We start from the raw sequence: 16,818 nt of genomic DNA, 5'->3' as shown, positions 1-16,818 counted from the left end.
CCGGGCTGACAGTCGACGACATCGACCTGTTCGACGCTGATCGCCGGGCCGTACCACGTCCGGCGGGCCGAGCACGACGGCGTGCCGCTGGGCATCTACTGCCGCCGGTCGCTCGCCGAGCACCTGGACGCCGACGCCGACGAGATCTTCGACGTCACCCGGCAGTGTCTGGACCGGTTCCACCAGCTCTTCACCGAGCGCTACCCGTTCGGCAAGTACGACCAGGCGTTCGTGCCCGAGTTCAACGCCGGGGCGATGGAGAATCCCGGCATCGTCACCTTCCGCGACGACTATGTGTTCCGTTCGGCGGTCACCGACACCGAACGCGAGCAGCGGGCCACCACCATCGCCCACGAGATGGCGCACATGTGGTTCGGCGACCTGGTCACCATGCGCTGGTGGGACGACCTGTGGTTGAACGAGTCCTTCGCCGAATACCTCGGCACCCGGGTCACCGCCGAGGCGACCCGCTTCGACCAGGCCTGGACGACCTTCGCGATGCGGCGCAAGGCCTGGGGCTACGCCGCCGACCAGCGGCCCTCCACCCACCCGATCGCCCCTCCGGAGGTCGTCGACGCCGAGGCGGGCCTGCTCAACTTCGACGGCATCTCGTACGCCAAGGGCGCCAGCGTGCTGCGGCAACTGGTCGCGTGGCTCGGCGACGAGGCTTTCCTCGCCGGCCTGAACGCGCACTTCGCCGCACACCGCTTCGGCAACGCCACCCTCGCCGACCTGCTGGCCAGCCTCTCCGCCAGCAGCGGAAGGGACCTGTCCGACTGGGCCGAGCTGTGGTTGCGCCGCCCGCAGGTCAACACGCTGCGCGCCGAGGTCGCCGTGGACGCGGACGGTCGCTACAGCGAGGTGGCAGTGGTGCAGACCGCGCCCGAGTCGTACCCGGTGCTGCGCCCACACCGGATCGGCGTGGGCCGCTACTCGATGGACGGCAGCGCGCGGCGCGACGAGGTGGACATCGATTCGAACGCCGACGGGGGTCGTACCGTTATCGGTGCGTTGACCGCCGAGCCGGCGGCCCGGTTGTTGCTGCTCAACGACGGTGACCTCACCTTCGCGAAAGTTCGCCTCGACCCGGCGTCGGCGGGCGCCGTCCCGCAGGTGCTGCCCGTTCTGACCGACCCGCTGGCCCGGGCGGTGCTCTGGCGCGAGGCACTGGACGCGACGATCGACGGCGAGCGGCCGGTCACCGGCCTGGTCGACCTGATGGCCGCCGCGCTGCCCGCCGAGACCGAGGTGATCATCGCGGAGGACGTCCTGACGCTCAGCCGGTCCCTGGTTGACCGCTACCTCGACCCGCTGACCCGCTCCGCGGCGCTGGCCAGGGTCGCGGGGACGTGCCAGCGGCTGCTCGACGGCGCACCGGCCGGGCAGTCGTTGCAGCTCGCCGCCGCACGGGGTTGGATCGCCGCGACCACCGACGCGGATCTGCTCGTCGGTTGGCTCGCCGGCCGGGACGTGCCAGCCGGTCTGAAGGTCGACGCGGAGCTGCGCTGGGCGGTGCTGCGCCGCCTGGTGGTGCTGGGTGCCGCCGGCGAGGCGGAGATCGCCATCGAGGCCGCCGCCGACAACAGCTCCACGGGCGCGGAACGGGCCGCCCACTGCCGGGCGGCACTGCCCGACCCGGTGGTCAAGCAGGCGACCTGGGAGATCATCGTGCGGGACACCGCACTGTCCGGTCGGCTGTTGGAGGCGATCGCCGAGGGGTTCTGGCAGCCCGAGCAGGCCGACCTGACCGCCGCGTACGTCGATCGGTACTTCGCGGAGATGCCGGCCGCCGCGCATCTGCGTACCCCCTGGACGGCCGACCGGGTGGCAGCCCTGGCGTTCCCCCGCTACGCCGTGGCGCAGCCCACCCGGGAGGCGGCCGCGGCGCTGCTGGCCCGCGACGACCTGACCCCCGGCCTGCGCCGGGTGGTGACCGACGCCGCCGACGACCTCCGTCGCGCGCTGGTCGCCCGGACGGCGGTGGCCGCCGCCTCGGCCTGACCGCTGCCCGCGCCTCCTGACGCCGTGGGTGGCCGGCCCGCGCCTCGCGGCCGGCCCGATCGCCGGCCGCGAAGGCGATGGCCGCTGCGGGGTGGCTGGCCGGCCACCCCGCAGTCACCGCTCAGCGCAGGGCGGGCTCCGCCGTGACCGGCGAGTCCCAGTCGATGACGTAACGCTGCTCGTCGGCGACGGTCTTCTCCGGGTCCAGCACGGTGCGCACCATCAGCGGCATCAGCAACGGCATCAGTGTCCGCGCTACCGCACCGGGGGCCTTCGCGTGGTTGATCCGGGCCGCGCGGGCCGCGACCTTCTCCACCCGGGCACGCCGCAGCCGCACGTACGCGGCGAACGCCGCCTGGACGTCCGGCAGGTCCCGCAGGCAGCGGGCGAGTTGCACGGCGCTCTCGACGGCCAGCGACGCACCCTGCCCCGAACTGTTCGACGGTGCGTGCGCGGCGTCGCCGACCAGCACCATCCGGCCCCGATACCAGTGCGGCACGGGCGGCATGATCTGCAACGACCCGACCACCTGGAGATCGTCGGCGTTGCTGGTCGCCATCAACTCCCGGCCCGGGTCGTCGTCGCCGTAGGCGGCGCGCAGCGTGTCCAGCCACTGCTCCGCCGGCAGCGCCCGGGCCTCGACGAGGCTCATCGGCCGCTGCTGCGGCAGGTTGGCCCCCCACCGGGTGCCGCCGCCCGGCTCCGGCCAGTACAGGTAGTAGCCGCGCCGGCCGAACGCGAACGTCATTGTGCCCGGCTCGGCGTCCACGTCGTGCCGGGCGACCGCCTCGAAGCCGAGCAGCCCGGTGAACCGGGGGCCGGGCGCGGCGGGGTCGATGAGACCCCGGACCGTGGAGCGGATCCCGTCCGCGCCGACGAGGATGTCCGCGGTCGCGATGCTGCCGTCCTCGAAACGTGCGATCACGCCGTCGCCGGTCTGCTCGGCGTCGACCAGCCGCTTGCCGTACGCGAACGGCACGCCCTCGGCGAAGGCCTGGTCGTGCAGCACCTGGTACAGCTCGGCCCGGTGCACCACGCGCAGCGGCGGCACCCCGGTCAGCGTGGGCATGGCGATCCGACGCCGGCCGACGGCCAGAGCGCTGCGTTCGATCGGTGTGGCGATCGCCGTCACCGCCTCGTGCGCGCCGACCGTACGCAGAGCCGCCACGCCGTTGGGCGCGAGGGCGAGGGTTCCGCCGATGCCGCTGGCCGTGGTCGGGTACGCCTCGTAGACGGTTGCGGTGATGCCGGCGCGGCGCAGCGCGAGCGCTGTCACCGGCCCGGCGATGCCACCGCCGATGACGATCGCGGTTCGTACAGTGGTCATGCTCTCTCCCTGGTGTGGTCGTCGGTGCGCGGGCGCGCGGACCTGGTGTGGTCGGTGCGCGGGCGCGCGGACCTGGGAGGGAGCCCGGTTATCCTCGTGGTTGCCGCTTCGGGCCGGGTGCCTTCCCAGGCGTCGGTTCGGGGTCAGGGCCCCGGTGAGGTGTTGGCGCACCTCGCCGGGGCCGCTCTTCAGCCGGTGGTGTCGGTGCCTGCCTCCGGGGTGGGGGTGTCGGGGTTGGACTTCGGGGCGAGCCTGCTCTCGGCCAACTCGGTCAGTTCGGCCGGCATCTCGCCCGTCTCGTGGAAGGCCCGCCAGGTGTCCAACCCGGGGTAGGTCCCCGAGGTCAGCTCCGCGAGCAGCGCCCGCAGCCAGTCGGCCTCCGCGTTCCGGATGGCGAGGTCGTACTCCGACTCCACCAGGAACAGCCGAGGGATCTCCCGAAGGTGCGTGTCGAGCGTCTCGCGGTCCTGGCGAAGCGCGGCCTCCAGCAGGTCGAGTCGTTGCCGCAGCAGGCCGGTGGCCTCGTCCGGGTGCAGCGCGGCGAGCACCGACAACCCGGCCCGGAAACGGGGATGCTCCGCCATCGGGGTGGAGACCAGCTCGCGGGCCCAGTCGACCAGCTCCGCCCGACCGGAGTCGGTGATCCGGTAGACGGTGCGTTCCGGGCGTCGGCCCTCGCGCACGTTCTCCACCGCCTCAATCAGGTGGTGTTTGTCCAGGTTGCCGATCACCGTGTAGAAGGACCCCCACTTGAAGTCCATGTCCTGGTCCTTGCCCCAGCCCCGCAGCGCGGTGGCGATCTCGTACGGGTGCATCGGCCGCTGGACCAGGGCGGACAGCACGGCCAGCGCCAGCAGGTTGCCGACCTTGCGCCGCTTCGGCACTGTGACTCCCTCGCTCGTCAACGGTTACTCGTTGACGAATATACGCTGACGCGCGAAGAACGGCGACCCCCTGGCAAGCTGAGCCGAGTCGATCACCGTGCGGCGTCGGGGTGGTCGCGGCGCGCTGGACCGTGGGCTGGAGTGAGGTGACGTACGGCGGGGACGGGCCGGGACGGTCGGCCACGACGCTCGGCCTACGATCATCGGGTGGAGGAAGATATCCGGCGGATCGGGATCATGGGTGGCACCTTCGACCCGATCCACCACGGGCACCTCGTCGCGGCCAGCGAGGTGGCGGACCGGTTCGGCCTGGACGAGGTGGTCTTCGTGCCCACCGGGCAGCCGTGGCAGAAGGCCGACGAACCGGTCAGCCCGGCCGAGGACCGCTACCTGATGACGGTGATCGCCACCGCCTCCAACCCCCGCTTCCAGGTCAGCCGGGTCGACATCGACCGTAGTGGGCCGACCTACACCGTCGACACGCTGCGTGACCTTCAGGCCGAGTACGGCCCGAAGGTGCAGTTGTTCTTCATCACCGGCGCGGACGCCCTGCAACGCATCCTGTCCTGGAAGGACCTGGATGAGATCTTCGAGCTGGCCCACTTCGTCGGCGTGACCCGGCCCGGTTTCCCGCTGAGCGACAAGCATCTCCCGGCGGACACCGTCAGCCTGATCCAGGTGCCCGCGATGTCCATCTCGTCGACCGACTGCCGCGCCCGGGTCGCCCGAGGTGAGCCGGTCTGGTACCTGGTGCCGGACGGTGTGGTGCAGTACATCGCCAAGCGGAGCCTCTATCAGCGCTGAGCACGCCCGTTATGACCAGGTTCGTGGCGCTAACCGACCAGAACTGGACGATCGGGGTGCCGCCGGGTATGAGACGCTTGGAGGATCGCACGCTTGATCGAAGGAGAACGGTGACAGTTTCCGAACGCGCTCACGAGCTGGCTATCGCTGCCGCCCAGGCCGCCGCCGACAAGAAGGCGCAGGACATCACGATCATCGACGTCGGCGACCAGCTCGCCATCACCGACGCGTTCGTGCTCGCTGCTGCCCCCAACGAGCGTCAGGTGCTGGCCATCGTCGACGCCATCGAGGAGCGCCTGCTGGAGCTTCCGGAGAAGGCGAAGCCGGTGCGGCGCGAGGGCGAGCGTGGTGGCCGCTGGGTGCTGCTCGACTACGTCGACGTCGTGGTGCATGTCCAGCACACCGAGGAGCGCGAGTTCTACGGACTCGACCGCCTCTGGAAGGACTGCCCCACCATCCCGTTCGTCGATCGCGACCTGGTCGAGGCCGACGCCAGCGGGTCCGCCGCCGCCGAATGACCCGACTGATCGTCTGGCGGCACGGCAACACCGACTGGAACGCCGCCAACCGCGTCCAGGGGCAGCTCGACGTACCCCTTAACGAGCGTGGTCGCGACCAGGCTCGCGCCGCCGCGCCGCTGCTCGCGGCGCTGCGGCCCGACGCCATCGTGGCCAGTGACCTGAGCCGCGCCGCGGAGACCGCCGCCGCGCTCGCCGCGCTGACGGGCCTGCCGGTCCGCACCGACGCCCGGTTGCGCGAGCGGCACTTCGGCCAGTGGCAGGGCCTGCACCTCACCGAGGTCGCCGAGCGATTTCCCGACGAGTACGCGCGCTGGCGGGCCGGCGACCCGGACCCGGGCGCGGATCTGGAGCCCCTGCACGACCTCGGCGAGCGGGTCGGTGCCGCGCTGCGGGAGGCGGCCGAGGCCGCAGCCGGCGGCACGGTGGTGATCGCCACCCACGGTGGCGGCTCCCGACAGGGCATGGGCCATCTGCTCGGCTGGGACACCGGTGTGCTGCGCTCCGTCGGCTCGTTGGCCAACTGCCACTGGAGTGAGTTACGGCACGACGACAGTGCGCCGGCCATCGGGCGTCCCCAGGACGTCAGTGGCTGGCAGTTGCGGGCGCACAACGTCGGCCTGATCACCGCCCCGGTCGCCGTCGACGCGGTCTGAGCACTCACGCCTCGGCGTTCGCGGCCTCGATCGGCTAGCGTGCCGGGCATGCCCGTCGCGGTTGTCATCGACTCCACCGCCTACCTTCCGTCCGAGCTGGTGCAGGCGCACCGGCTGACCGTCGTGCCGTTGACCGTCGTGCTCAACGGCGCGGAAGGGCTGGAGGGGGTGGAGACCCAGCCGGCCGACGCCACACGGGCGTTGAGCGCCCGCCGGGTCACCGCGACCACCTCCCGCCCGGCACCCGAGCAGTTCGCCCGCACGTACCGCCGGCTGCTCGACGCCGGTGCCGACGGGATCGTCTCGGTGCACATCTCCGCCGCGCTGTCCGGCACGGTGGAGGCCGCCCGGCTCGCCGCCGCCGACCTGGACGGTCGGGTCGAGGTGGTGGACAGCCGCTCGGCGGGCATGGGGCTGGGCTTTCCGGCCATCGCCGCCGCCACCGTCGCCGAAGCCGGCCACGACCTTGCCGCCGTACGCGACGCGGCGCTCGCCGCCATCGCCCGCACCACTGTCTGGTTCTACGTCGACACGCTGGAGTTCCTTCGCCGGGGCGGCCGGATCAACGCCGCCGAGGCGTTGGTCGGCACCGCGCTGTCCGTCAAGCCGATCATGCACATGCCGGACGGGGCGATCGTGTTGCGCGAGAAGGTTCGCACCGCCAGCCGGGGAGTGGCCCGTCTCGTCGACCTGGCCGTCGAGGCGGCCGACGGCGACGACGTGGATCTCGGGGTGCACCACCTGGCCGCGCCGCAACGGGCCGAGGCGTTGCGCGCCGCACTGACCGAGCGGTTCGGCGACCGGCTGCACGACACGTACGTCTCCGAGGCCGGTGCCGTCGTCGCCGCGCACGCCGGGCCGGGCCTGGCCTGTGTGGTCGTCCACCGCCGCCCGGAGGGCTGAGCGGTGTCCACCTCACAGGTGGTGACCGGAGGCGGTCGCGGTGTCGGCCGGGCCGTGGTGGAACGGCTGCTGGCGACAGGCGCCACCATCGTCGTACTGGAACGCGACGCCGACGCGGTCGACTGGTTGGCCGACCATCCGGCCGCCGATCGGCTCGTCGCGGTGGTCGGCGACGCCGCCGACGAGCAGGTGGCCGAGCACGCCGCCGAACTGGCGGACCGCGCCGCGCCGCTGACCGGCTGGGTGAACAACGCAGCGGTCTTCCGCGACGCCACGCTGCACTCCGCGTCGGCCGACACGGTACTGGACCTGATCGGGTTGAACCTGCGGCCAGCCGTGGTGGGCGCGGCGGTCGCCGTCCGCCGATTCCTCGCCCGCGAGGCCGGCGGCGCCATAGTCAACGTCTCGTCGCACCAGGCCCGGCGACCGGTGTCCGGTGCCCTGCCGTACGCGACGGCGAAGGCCGCGGTGGAAGGGCTGACCCGGGCGCTGGCAGTCGAGTACGGGCGGCACGGCATCCGGGCCAACGCGGTAGCGCTCGGCTCGATCGCCACCGAGCGGCACGCCGAGTTCCTCGCCACCCAGGAGCCCACCCAGGCCCAGTGGATCGACGCCGAGCTGACCCGGCTGCACCCGGTGGGCCGCATCGGGAGGGCCGAAGAGGTGGCCGAGGCGGTCGCGTACCTGCTGTCACCCGCGGCGAGCTTCGTCAATGGAGTGACGTTGCCGGTGGACGGCGGACGGGCCGTGCTCGGCCTCGACCCAGAGGCCCGCTGACCGCCTAGATCGCTCGGCTTCTAGCTGTCCGCGACGAAGACGCCCTGCCCCTGCTGACCGTAGATCAGGTTCCGCTCGTGTAGCTCCTTGACGGCTCGATAGGCCGTGGAGCGTGCCACGTTGTAGAGCTCGCCGATCTCGGACACCGATGGCAGTTGTTGGCCAGGCGAGTATTCGCCCGAGCGGATTTTCTGCTCGATGTCATCCGCTACGCGGCGGTAATGCGGTGGTCTCGTCGGCATGAGCGGCTCTCCCGGACTTCAGCAGAGATCATGTTTCCAGCCCAGGCGTGATCGAGGCAAGGCGGCAACGCGGCAAAGTGGAGATAGTGAGAACTTGACTACACCGAGACAGTAGATACAGTGAGACAGTGGCCGGGTGCTCCTGGACTTCAGCACTCCTGAAGTGTCCGGTCTGCCCGCCCTGAGGGAGTTCATCGCAAGGCTTCGACCCCCGGGGCGGGCCACTTCGGATCGCGCGGAGGCGCCGAACATGCCAATCGATGAACCGGTGTCAGCGGCGACCGAACTGTTCATGGCGAGGCGGGTGCTGGATGCTCACTGGAGCCGGGCGATCGACCTGCCGTGGCGGGCGGGCGGGTGCCTGGAGTGCCGAGGACACAGCGACTGCCGGCAACTCGAATGGGCGTTGGCGCTTCTGGCAGAAGTCGCCTCGGTCATGCTCCAGAAACGGTGAATGATCCCTGCCCGCGCCGCTGTGTTAGCCTCCGTGCGCGCCCCAGATGGGCCTACCCCCGGAGGTTCTGGCTACTTCAGCCACCACGCCGAGATCAACGCGATATTCGCGTCTCTCGTGCGGGATCCGGGGCGTCGGTGCCCTCGGGGGTTCGTCATCTGCGTGGTTGGGTGAACGCTGCTGGGCCTCCGGTCGGGTCTTCGGATCGACCGGGAAGAAGACGGCACGGATGACAGTCACGTTCAACCACACCATCATCGCCAGCAAGGACAAGAGCGCCTCGGCGGCGTTCTACCGGGAGCTGTTCGAGCTGCCGGAGGCACCGTGGTGGGGGCCGTTCGCCAACGTCCAACTGGATGAGGGTGTGCTGCTCCAGTTCGCCGAGCCGCCGGTGGACATCCAGATGCAGCACTACGCGTTCCTCGTCGACGACGAGTTGTTCGTGCGGTGCCTGGCGTTCGTCGAGGGACGTGGCATCACGTACTGGGCCGACCCGCAGCTGAAGCGGGAGGGGGAGACCAACACCGAGCACGGTGGACGGGGCTTCTACTTCTTCGACCCGGCGGGACACGCCATCGAGATCATCACCCGCCCGTACCTGTAGCAGGCCCGTCGGCCGGTCGGGCGCTGTCGCCCCACCGGCCGTCAGCCCTGCTGCTGAGCCTCGTGGGTCGTGGGGTCCGCGCCCTCGCCCGGGCGTACGGGGTTGGTCAGATGGAACCCCGACGCCGCGAAGTTGGCCCTATGCTCGCGATCGGACAGCACGAACGTTCCGCCCCGCTGCTCTGGCTGCCAACCACTCTTCAGGCCGCAGATGATGACCTCCCGCACGTCGGCGGGTGTGGGGTAGCCGTTGTCGACAACGTACGGGCCGGGGGCCGACAACAGATCCGCTTCGAGTTTCTGGCTGTTCTTCCCGCCGGATCCCCAGGCGCGAACGTAGACGGCCCGGTGGTAGAAACCGTTGACCTGCACGCTGTGCAGCGCCGCGCGCCACGTGAAGGTGTGCCCGTCGATGTGTATCTGCCGTAGTCGAGCCCGCACTCAGCCGTACTCTACTTCGCGCTCCTCAATGGACCGACCGGGATGTGCAACCTGATCCTCCTTCCGGTCGTCTTCGCCGTCCTCGCCGCGTTCTGCATGCTGGCCGGTCGGCCCTGCCCGACGCTGACGCACCGCAATGATGGCGACCCGCCCGGACGATCTGAGGCCACTCATTGAGTCAGCGCTAGGCCGGCCTGGCGCGCAATACCTGAGTCGTTGCCTACCGGACCTACGCTGCGCCCATGAGGGCTCTCGGTGTTCGTCGATGGGTCAACCCGTTGGCCGGGGTGTACCTGGTGGTGTTCACCGTCACCCAGGCGGTCGGGACCGTGGGAGCGACAACCTGGATCCGAGCCGAGGACACCATCATCCCAGCCCTCTTATTGTGGTGCGTCTCCCTGGCGGTGGCCGTGCGGGTGACCTCGCCCGGGATGCCACCGCACGTGGTCCTGCTGGTCCTCGCTTCGCTGGTCAGTGCCTTTCTCATGCTCGTTGCTGCCCAGGGATTGTGGTCGGCTGTGCTCACGCATCGCGGCGAGCGGGTCGTAGCCACCGTCATTTCCCTGCGCGATGAGACGGGGAAGGTTCATCAGCTTCACTACACCCTCGCCGATCAGCACAATCAGCGTATTCCCGGGGAATTGGGGCGGTGGCCAGGGAATCCCACTGGAGCGTCGGACAAGCCAGAAGGGGCAGTGGGGCAACGAGTCACGGTGGTGCGTGATCCCCAGGGCCTGGTCGACCCGCGGCTGCCGGAAGAACTCGTCGAAAGCGAGAGCGGGTGGCCCCTCTGGCCGGGCATCTTCGCCGTCACCGCTGTGCTCAGCATGCTGGCCGCCGGCCGACGCGCGATCAACGGTGACGGAACGACAGGCTCAAGGCGGCGTCGACCTGCTGGACGCACTGCTGCCAAGACTGGCACTCGGCCGCGGCGGAAGCGCACGCGGGGAAGGACCGGTCGCCGGATATCCGGCCCGCCGGGCTCGGAGCCTTCGCCTCGCCAGGCGCGCCCCCAGTCCTGAAACGCAGCTTGGTTCCTCCTCTGGCGTCCGGGGCCGGCTCTGACCAGACCAGGCCCAACATGCTGACCCCTTAGCAAATCGATGCTTGATCAGGTAGTTGTCCACAGTGAGGTTGGCCATCCACAGGGCGGTGCCGCCGCACTCCACCGTCTCGGCCGCCGTCATAGCGTCGCGTTGTGTCGCACGACGAGGAGACAGAGGTACGCCAGCGCCTGCGCCGGTTGACGGAGACGGTTGTCGCACCGTTACCCCGGCCCGAGGCGTCGGCCGCGGGCGTACCCCCGTTTGGTGCGCCGCTCGTGGACGCAACCCCGGGTGGCGTGTTGCCGTCCCAGCTTGCGGCATCGGTCGCGGAGCCAGCACCGGACGGCCTTGCGGTCCCGCCCGAGTCTCGGTTGCCCGGCCCGTCGGCGTTCGACCCTGGGCGGCGGGGCGTGCGGGCGTTGGCGGTGGTCGCCGCGGTGGTGGTCTTGGGCGCGGCAGGTTGGGCCTGGCAGGCCCGGCCGCAGTCGGAGACGGTCGTCCCACTGGCCAGCGACGCCGCGTCGGCCGCACCGGCCGGTGACCCGAGCGTGTCCAGCTCCGGCGAGCTGGTGGTGGCGGTCGCGGGCAAAGTCCGAAAACCCGGTCTGGTGCGCCTGCCGGCCGGGTCCCGGCTCGCCGACGCGGTGCAGGCGGCCGGCGGCGCGCTCCCGGGGGTCGACGTGGCGCTGCTCAATCCCGCCCGCAAGGTCACCGACGGTGAGCTGATCGTGGTCGGGGTGACGCCAGCGCCGGTGCCGGGTGGTGCGGCCGGGCCTGCGGCGGGCGGTGCGGCTCCCGCCGCCGGGCCGGTGAACCTCAACACCGCGACGCTGGCGCAGCTCGACGCGCTGCCCGGGGTGGGGCCGGTGCTCGCCCAACGGATCCTCAGCCACCGGGATCAGCACGGCGGGTTCAAGTCCGTTGGCGACCTACGCCAGGTCGACGGGATCGGCGATGCCCGTTACGAGCAGCTCAAGGACCTGGTGACGGTGTGAGCGAGTCCGCCGTCGCCGCTGACCCACCGCAGGTCGGCGGACCCCAGCCCGCACCGCCGGCTGGGCCTTCTCAGGCCGTGCCGCCGGCCGGGCCGGCCCAGGCCGCGCCATCGGCAGGGTCGGCTCAGGCCGCGCTGTTGGCCGGCGGGACCCGGTCGGAGCCGCCGGATCTGCGACTGGCAGGGCTCGCCGTGGCGGCGTGGCTCACCGCGCTCGCCGGGCTGCACCTCGGCAGCCGCGCGGTTCTGCTGGTGGCCGGCGCGGCGGTCGGTCTGACGGCGATTGGTGCTGTCCACCTGCTCGGCCGTCTCGGCCGTCCCCGAGCCATGGCGCTGCGCTACGGGTGGGTGGCCGTGGCGGTCGGCCTCGGTGTGGTCTGCGGGGGTGCGGCCACCGCCGCCCAGCTCGCCGTGCGCGACGCGCCGGCGATCCGTGCCCTGGCCGAGCAACGCGCGCCGGTCACCGCCGACCTGGTGGTCCGGGACGACCCGCGCCCGATCCGGAGCGCCGGGCGACCGGGGATGCTGCTGGTGTCGACCGAGCTGGTCCGGCTCACCGGCCCGGATGGTCGACGGATCCACGCGTCGGTGCGGCTACTCGTCCTGGCGACCGACCCGGCGTGGCGGGGCCTGCTGCCCGGGCAGCGCCTCACCGTTGACGGTCGGCTCGGCGTTCCGCGCGGTGGCGACCTCACCGCAGCGGTGCTCAGCACCAATGGCCCACCGGAACGGCACGGCACGTCGTCCTGGGCGCAGCGCGCCGCCGGGACGCTGCGTACCGGGCTGCAACGGGCTTGCGCGCCGCTGCCCGATGACCCCGGCGGGCTGCTGCCGGGTCTGGTGGTGGGCGACACCAGCCGACTCCCACCCGCCGTCGAGGCGGACTTCCAGGCCACCGGGATGACACACCTCAACGCGGTTTCCGGCTCCAACGTCGCGATCGTGGTGGGTGCGGTGTTGTTGCTGGCCCGGTGGTCGCGCGCCGGCCCGTGGCTCGCCGCCGCGCTGTGCGGGGTGGCGCTGGTGGGGTTCGTCATTCTGGTCCGTCCGTCGCCGAGCGTCGTACGGGCCGCCACGATGGGAGCGATCGGGCTCGCCGCGCTCGCCGCCGGTCGACCTCGGGCAGCGCTGCCCGCGCTGGCCGCCGCCGTGACCGTGCTGGTGCTCGTCGACCCCGAGTTGGCCGGGGATCCCGGGTTCGCCCTCTCCGTGCTGGCCACCGGTGGCCTGCTGCTGCTCGCGCCGCGTTGGCGGGACGGACTGCGTCGGCGAGGCGTTCCGCCTGGGCTGGCCGAGGCGTTGGCCGTGCCGGCGGCTGCCCAACTTGCCTGCGGCCCGGTCGTCGCCGGGATCTCCGGCACTGTGAGCCTGGTGGCGGTGCCGGCGAACCTGCTGGCGGTGCCGGCCATCGCGCCAGCGACAGTGCTGGGCGTGCTGGCGGCCATGATGTCGCCGATCTGGCCGGCCGGCGCCGAATTCGTCGCGTGGCTGGCGAGTTGGCCGGCCTGGTGGCTGGTGGTCATCGCCCGGCACGGAGCCCGACTGCCAGGTGGCACCCTGCCGTGGCCGGGCGGGGTGCCCGGTGCCCTGCTGCTGACCGGGCTGACCGTCGCGCTGCTGATCGCGGTGCGCCGGCCACTCGTACGCCGGCTGGTGGCAGTGGTCGGGGTAGCCGCCGTGCTGGGTGCCCTGCCGGTTCGACTGGTAGCCGCCGGCTGGCCGCCCGCCGGTTGGGTGGTGGTGGCCTGCGCGGTGGGGCAGGGCGACGCCCTGGTGCTCCCGGTCGGCCCCGGCCGGGCCGTGGTGGTGGACGCCGGGCCGGAACCGGGTGCGGTGGACGGTTGCCTACGTCGGCTCGGCGTACGGGAGGTGCCTCTGCTGGTGATCAGTCACTTCCACGCGGACCACGTGGGCGGGGTGGCCGGGGTGTTCCGGGGACGGCGGGTGGGTGCCGTGCTGACGCCGTCGTCCACCGACCCGGAGAGCGGTCGGGACCTGGTTCGGGCGGCGGCCACCGGAGGGCGGGCCGCGCTGCTGACCACCGTGGCCGGCGCTCGTCACCCGGTGGGTGGGGTCGACCTGCTGGTGCTCGGCCCGCCGTACCCGCTGGCCGGGACCAGGTCCGACCCGAACAACAACTCGCTGGTGCTGCGCGCCACAGTGGCCGGGGTGCGGATCCTGTTGGCCGGCGACGCGGAGACCGAGGAGCAGCACGCGATGGTGGCGCGGGCGGCCCCCGGCGAGTTACGGGCGGACGTGTTGAAGGTCGCGCACCACGGTTCGGCGTACCAGGACCAGGGTTTCCTTGATGCGGTGCGGCCGGCGGTGGCACTCGTGCCGGTGGGCACGGGCAACACCTACGGGCACCCGAGTCCGCGGCTGCTCGCCCAACTGGGCAGGGGCGGCGTGCGGGTGCTGCGTACCGACACGGACGGCGACGTGGCGGCGGTCCGGACGGGCGGCGGTCTGGCGGTAGCCCGGCGAGGTGTGCCCGCCGGCCGGCAGCCCTGACCCCCGTGGGACGGCGGGCCGCCAATCAATCGGGCGACTTGCGAATTAAAAGGGAATTGAGTTGGATGTCTGGATTTGCGCTGTGTGCGGGCTGCGCCGATCAAGCAGCGAATGAGCAGGCACGATCCCGCCGCAGGCCGTGCGAATATGGGCGGCGTGACCCCCGCCAGCCTCGCACCCATTCTGCTCGTCCTCGGTGACGAGGAGCTCCTCGCCACGCGCGCGGTCACCGAAGCTGTCGCGAAGGTTCGCAGTGTCGACCCCGAGGTGGACGTCCGCGAGTACCAGGCCAGCGCGCTCACCGTCGGCGAGATCGCCGAGATGCTCAGCCCCTCGCTGTTCGGCGGGCGGCGGCTGCTGATCCTGCGCTCCGGCCAGGACGCCCGCAAGGACCTGGTCGCCGCGCTGTTGGCGTACGCGAAGAATCCCGACCCGGAGGTCCAGCTGCTGGTGCTGCACCTGGGCGGCGCCAAGGGCAAGGCGTTCGCCGACGGTCTGCGGGCGGCTGGCGCGACGGTGGTCCCGGCCGCCAAGCTCAAGGGGCACCGTGACCGGTTGGCCTTCGTCCGCGACGAGATCCGCCGGGCCGGCGGGAAGTGCACCGACGACGCCGCCGAGGCGCTCATCGCCGCGGTCGGCAACGACCTGCGTGAGCTGGCCGCCGCCTGCTCCCAACTTGTCGCCGACACCGATGGGCGGATCAGCGCCGAGACGGTCTCCCGTTACTACCGGGGCCGGGTCGAGGTGACCGGCTTCACGGTGGCGGACGCCACAATGATCGGCGACGTGCCGGCGGCGCTCGAAGCACTGCGCTGGGCCCTGCACGTCGGGGTCGACCCGGTGCCCATCGCCGATGCCCTGGCGGACGGGGTGCGCACTGTGGCCCGGGTGGCATCGGCCGGCCGGGGTAGCCCGTACCAGCTCGCCAGCAGCCTCGGAATGCCCTCGTGGAAGATCGAGCGGGCGCAGCGGCAGGGGCGGGGCTGGACACCGGAGGGCCTGGTCCGGGCCATGCAGGTCGCCGCCGAGTGCAACGCGGCCGTCAAGGGCGGCTCCGACGACCGGGCATACGCCCTGGAGCGCGCGGTCTTCTCGGTCGCGGCGGCCCGGCAGGGCAGCGCCAGGTGACGGGGGCGAACCGCCCAGCGTGGGCCACCATTCCCGTGGACGAGGCGCGTTACCGGCCGCTCTACGCCCGGCTCCTCGGCCTGCGGTTCGTCAACCCCGGTGGCGTGCTGTGCTTCCTCTTCTTCGAGGGCGCCATCGCCCTGGCGGTGCTGCTCGCCCTCGCCGAGTTGGTCAGCTGGTGGGCGGTGCTGGTGCTGCCGGTCGTGGTGGCCGCCATGGTGAAGCTCAACGACATGGTGGCCGCGATCGTGGTCCGCTCCGCCGCGCTCGTGCCCGAGCAGGAACGGGACCGGTTTCGCCGGCAGATGGAACCGGTGGTCGGCCGGGCCCGGGTGGAGTGGGTTTCGCACAGCGTCCCCGGCGTGGTGATCACCGCCGATCCGGTGCCACCGCCCCGGCGGGCCAACCCGTCAGACTGAGCGCCGCCGCCCGTCGGGCCCTCGCCCGCAACGGCCGGCTCGGTTGAACACCGGCCGGCCTCTGGACACACGGAAACCCCGGGCCTGGGGCCCGGGGTTTTCCGAATCAGTCTGACTGTGAAATCGTCAGGCGGAGAGCGACACCACGCGCTTCGCGATCGCGGACTTGCGGTTCGCGGCCTGGTTGGAGTGGATCACGCCCTTGCTGACGGCCTTGTCCAGCTTGCGCGAGGCGTCCAGCATGAGCGCGGTCGCCTTCTCGACGTCACCGGCCTCGGCAGCCTCGTGGAACTTCCGGACGGCGGTCTTCAGCGACGACTTGACCGACTTGTTGCGCAGCCGGGCCTTCTCGTTCTGCCGGTTGCGCTTGATCTGGGACTTGATGTTCGCCACGCGACAGCCTCGTCTTGATAGCTCGGGTTGGTCAGCTTATTGCGCGTGATGACGAACGTGCGTCATCGCTGCGCGAAGAGCCAGGTTACCAGGTCGCCCGGGACGAGCCAAAACGGCTCGGCCTTTCGCGCGAACGGACCCAGCCCGTCGGGGACCAGGCTACGCCCTCGACCACGGTGGCGGCTCACCGTCAGCCCGGCGGTGAGCCGGTCCGCGTCGCCGGGAGTCCAGGCCGCCCCGGGCCGGTCCGCGTCACCGCCAGCCCTGACGGTGGGCCAGCCAGTCGAGTGACTGCTCGCCGCTCCACCGCTGGTGGGCGGGCAGGTGCGGCGAGGCCGTCGGCGGTGCCGCCGCAGCACCGGTGAGGTAGTAGCCGGCCAACGCCGCCAGGGTCGCGTCCAGCGCGTCCGGGGGCGCGCCGGCGGTGGCCGGGTGCGCGGCGAAGAGCCGGTCCGCGTCCAGCCCGCTGGCGTACGCGGTGAGCAGCAGGCCGGCCAGGTCGAACCAGGCCGGCCCTAAGCAGACCCAGGTCCAGTCGCAGAACCAGGCTCGGCCGTCCGGGCCGATCAGTACGTTGTCGACCCGCAGGTCGCCGTGGATCAGGCCGGTCGCTCCGGCGGCGTACCGGGGGAGGAGAGATTCCAACTCCACCAGCTCGGGCAGCCGGCCGAGCAGTGGCGCGGGCAGTGGTGGGGTCGGCTCCCGACCGGCGGCGAC

Annotated in this window: 18 protein-coding genes and 1 pseudogene; 13 read left to right on the top strand and 6 right to left on the bottom strand. The window is 71.9% G+C overall.

What is annotated here, in order from left to right; all coding sequences use genetic code 11:
• Positions 1-30: 30 nt before the first annotated feature.
• Positions 31-2,001: pseudogene (gene pepN / locus ABZ749_RS10630) on the top strand (aminopeptidase N); the annotation flags it as partial.
• Between the two features lie 121 nt (positions 2,002-2,122).
• Here pepN and ABZ749_RS10625 read toward each other — a convergent pair.
• Both ABZ749_RS10625 and ABZ749_RS10620 read right to left on the bottom strand, forming a co-directional pair.
• On the bottom strand, positions 2,123-3,328 hold the full coding sequence (locus tag ABZ749_RS10625) for an NAD(P)/FAD-dependent oxidoreductase (protein WP_357225739.1): 1,206 nt from the start codon (positions 3,326-3,328) through the stop codon (positions 2,123-2,125).
• A gap of 188 nt (positions 3,329-3,516) precedes the next feature.
• Complete coding sequence (locus tag ABZ749_RS10620; protein WP_357225735.1) at positions 3,517-4,233, bottom strand: PadR family transcriptional regulator; 717 nt, start codon at positions 4,231-4,233, stop codon at positions 3,517-3,519.
• A gap of 186 nt (positions 4,234-4,419) precedes the next feature.
• On the opposite strand from ABZ749_RS10620, the gene nadD reads away from it, so the two are divergent.
• The 5 genes from nadD (at position 4,420) to ABZ749_RS10595 (ending at position 7,870) form a co-directional block, all read left to right on the top strand.
• Positions 4,420-5,016, top strand: a complete 597-nt coding sequence (nadD, locus tag ABZ749_RS10615) for a nicotinate-nucleotide adenylyltransferase (protein ID WP_355009302.1) — start codon at positions 4,420-4,422, stop codon at positions 5,014-5,016.
• Positions 5,017-5,126: 110 nt separating this feature from the next.
• Positions 5,127-5,534 (top strand): ribosome silencing factor, encoded by a 408-nt coding sequence (rsfS, locus tag ABZ749_RS10610; protein ID WP_357225731.1) that lies wholly within the window; start codon positions 5,127-5,129, stop codon positions 5,532-5,534.
• A complete protein-coding gene (locus ABZ749_RS10605; RefSeq protein WP_357225728.1) occupies positions 5,531-6,190 on the top strand; it encodes a histidine phosphatase family protein in 660 nt (219 codons plus the stop codon). Before rsfS ends, ABZ749_RS10605 begins: the two co-directional genes overlap by 4 nt.
• A 48-nt stretch (positions 6,191-6,238) precedes the next feature.
• A complete protein-coding gene (locus tag ABZ749_RS10600) occupies positions 6,239-7,093 on the top strand; it encodes a DegV family protein (RefSeq protein WP_357225725.1) in 855 nt (284 codons plus the stop codon).
• A 3-nt stretch (positions 7,094-7,096) separates the two neighbouring features.
• On the top strand, positions 7,097-7,870 hold the full coding sequence (locus ABZ749_RS10595) for an SDR family oxidoreductase (RefSeq protein WP_357225721.1): 774 nt from the start codon (positions 7,097-7,099) through the stop codon (positions 7,868-7,870).
• 20 nt (positions 7,871-7,890) lie between these two features.
• On the opposite strand, the gene ABZ749_RS10590 is transcribed toward ABZ749_RS10595, so the two are convergent.
• On the bottom strand, positions 7,891-8,112 hold the full coding sequence (locus ABZ749_RS10590) for a GntR family transcriptional regulator (protein ID WP_091409860.1): 222 nt from the start codon (positions 8,110-8,112) through the stop codon (positions 7,891-7,893).
• A 136-nt stretch (positions 8,113-8,248) separates the two neighbouring features.
• Here ABZ749_RS10590 and ABZ749_RS10585 point away from each other — a divergent pair, with 136 nt between their 5' ends.
• Both ABZ749_RS10585 and ABZ749_RS10580 read left to right on the top strand, forming a co-directional pair.
• The gene (locus ABZ749_RS10585; protein ID WP_357225716.1) at positions 8,249-8,566 is read left to right on the top strand and encodes a hypothetical protein; all 318 of its coding nucleotides are present in this window, start codon (positions 8,249-8,251) and stop codon (positions 8,564-8,566) included.
• Between the two features lie 229 nt (positions 8,567-8,795).
• A complete protein-coding gene (locus ABZ749_RS10580; protein WP_357225711.1) occupies positions 8,796-9,170 on the top strand; it encodes a VOC family protein in 375 nt (124 codons plus the stop codon).
• 41 nt (positions 9,171-9,211) lie between these two features.
• Here ABZ749_RS10580 and ABZ749_RS10575 read toward each other — a convergent pair whose 3' ends face one another.
• Positions 9,212-9,610, bottom strand: a complete 399-nt coding sequence (locus ABZ749_RS10575; protein ID WP_357225708.1) for an integrase — start codon at positions 9,608-9,610, stop codon at positions 9,212-9,214.
• A 242-nt stretch (positions 9,611-9,852) separates the two neighbouring features.
• On the opposite strand from ABZ749_RS10575, the gene ABZ749_RS10570 reads away from it, so the two are divergent.
• The 5 genes from ABZ749_RS10570 to ABZ749_RS10550 all read left to right on the top strand — a co-directional run bounded on the left by ABZ749_RS10570 (position 9,853) and on the right by ABZ749_RS10550 (position 15,708).
• Positions 9,853-10,632, top strand: a complete 780-nt coding sequence (locus ABZ749_RS10570) for a hypothetical protein (RefSeq protein WP_357225706.1) — start codon at positions 9,853-9,855, stop codon at positions 10,630-10,632.
• 176 nt (positions 10,633-10,808) lie between these two features.
• Entirely contained in the window at positions 10,809-11,651 is an 843-nt protein-coding gene (locus tag ABZ749_RS10565) for a helix-hairpin-helix domain-containing protein (protein WP_357225702.1), read from the top strand.
• A 134-nt stretch (positions 11,652-11,785) separates the two neighbouring features.
• Positions 11,786-14,161, top strand: a complete 2,376-nt coding sequence (locus ABZ749_RS10560) for a ComEC/Rec2 family competence protein (protein ID WP_357225742.1) — start codon at positions 11,786-11,788, stop codon at positions 14,159-14,161.
• A gap of 147 nt (positions 14,162-14,308) precedes the next feature.
• Positions 14,309-15,289 carry a DNA polymerase III subunit delta gene (gene holA / locus ABZ749_RS10555; protein WP_357225697.1) on the top strand — a complete coding sequence of 327 codons (981 nt, stop codon included), beginning with the start codon at positions 14,309-14,311 and terminating at the stop codon, positions 15,287-15,289.
• A complete protein-coding gene (locus tag ABZ749_RS10550) occupies positions 15,286-15,708 on the top strand; it encodes a hypothetical protein (RefSeq protein WP_238670907.1) in 423 nt (140 codons plus the stop codon). Before holA ends, ABZ749_RS10550 begins: the two co-directional genes overlap by 4 nt.
• A 126-nt stretch (positions 15,709-15,834) precedes the next feature.
• On the opposite strand, the gene rpsT is transcribed toward ABZ749_RS10550, so the two are convergent.
• On the bottom strand, positions 15,835-16,101 hold the full coding sequence (rpsT, locus tag ABZ749_RS10545) for a 30S ribosomal protein S20 (protein ID WP_030491765.1): 267 nt from the start codon (positions 16,099-16,101) through the stop codon (positions 15,835-15,837).
• A gap of 252 nt (positions 16,102-16,353) precedes the next feature.
• The coding region (locus tag ABZ749_RS10540; RefSeq protein WP_357225694.1) for a phosphotransferase at positions 16,354-16,818 on the bottom strand (465 nt) is incomplete at its 5' end.

It is taken from the genome of Micromonospora sp. NPDC047753 (assembly GCF_040642735.1).
Taxonomy (GTDB): Bacteria; Actinomycetota; Actinomycetes; order Mycobacteriales; family Micromonosporaceae; genus Micromonospora.
The sequence above is the reverse complement of the archived record's forward strand: the minus strand, read 5'-3'. Positions and strand labels throughout refer to the sequence as shown.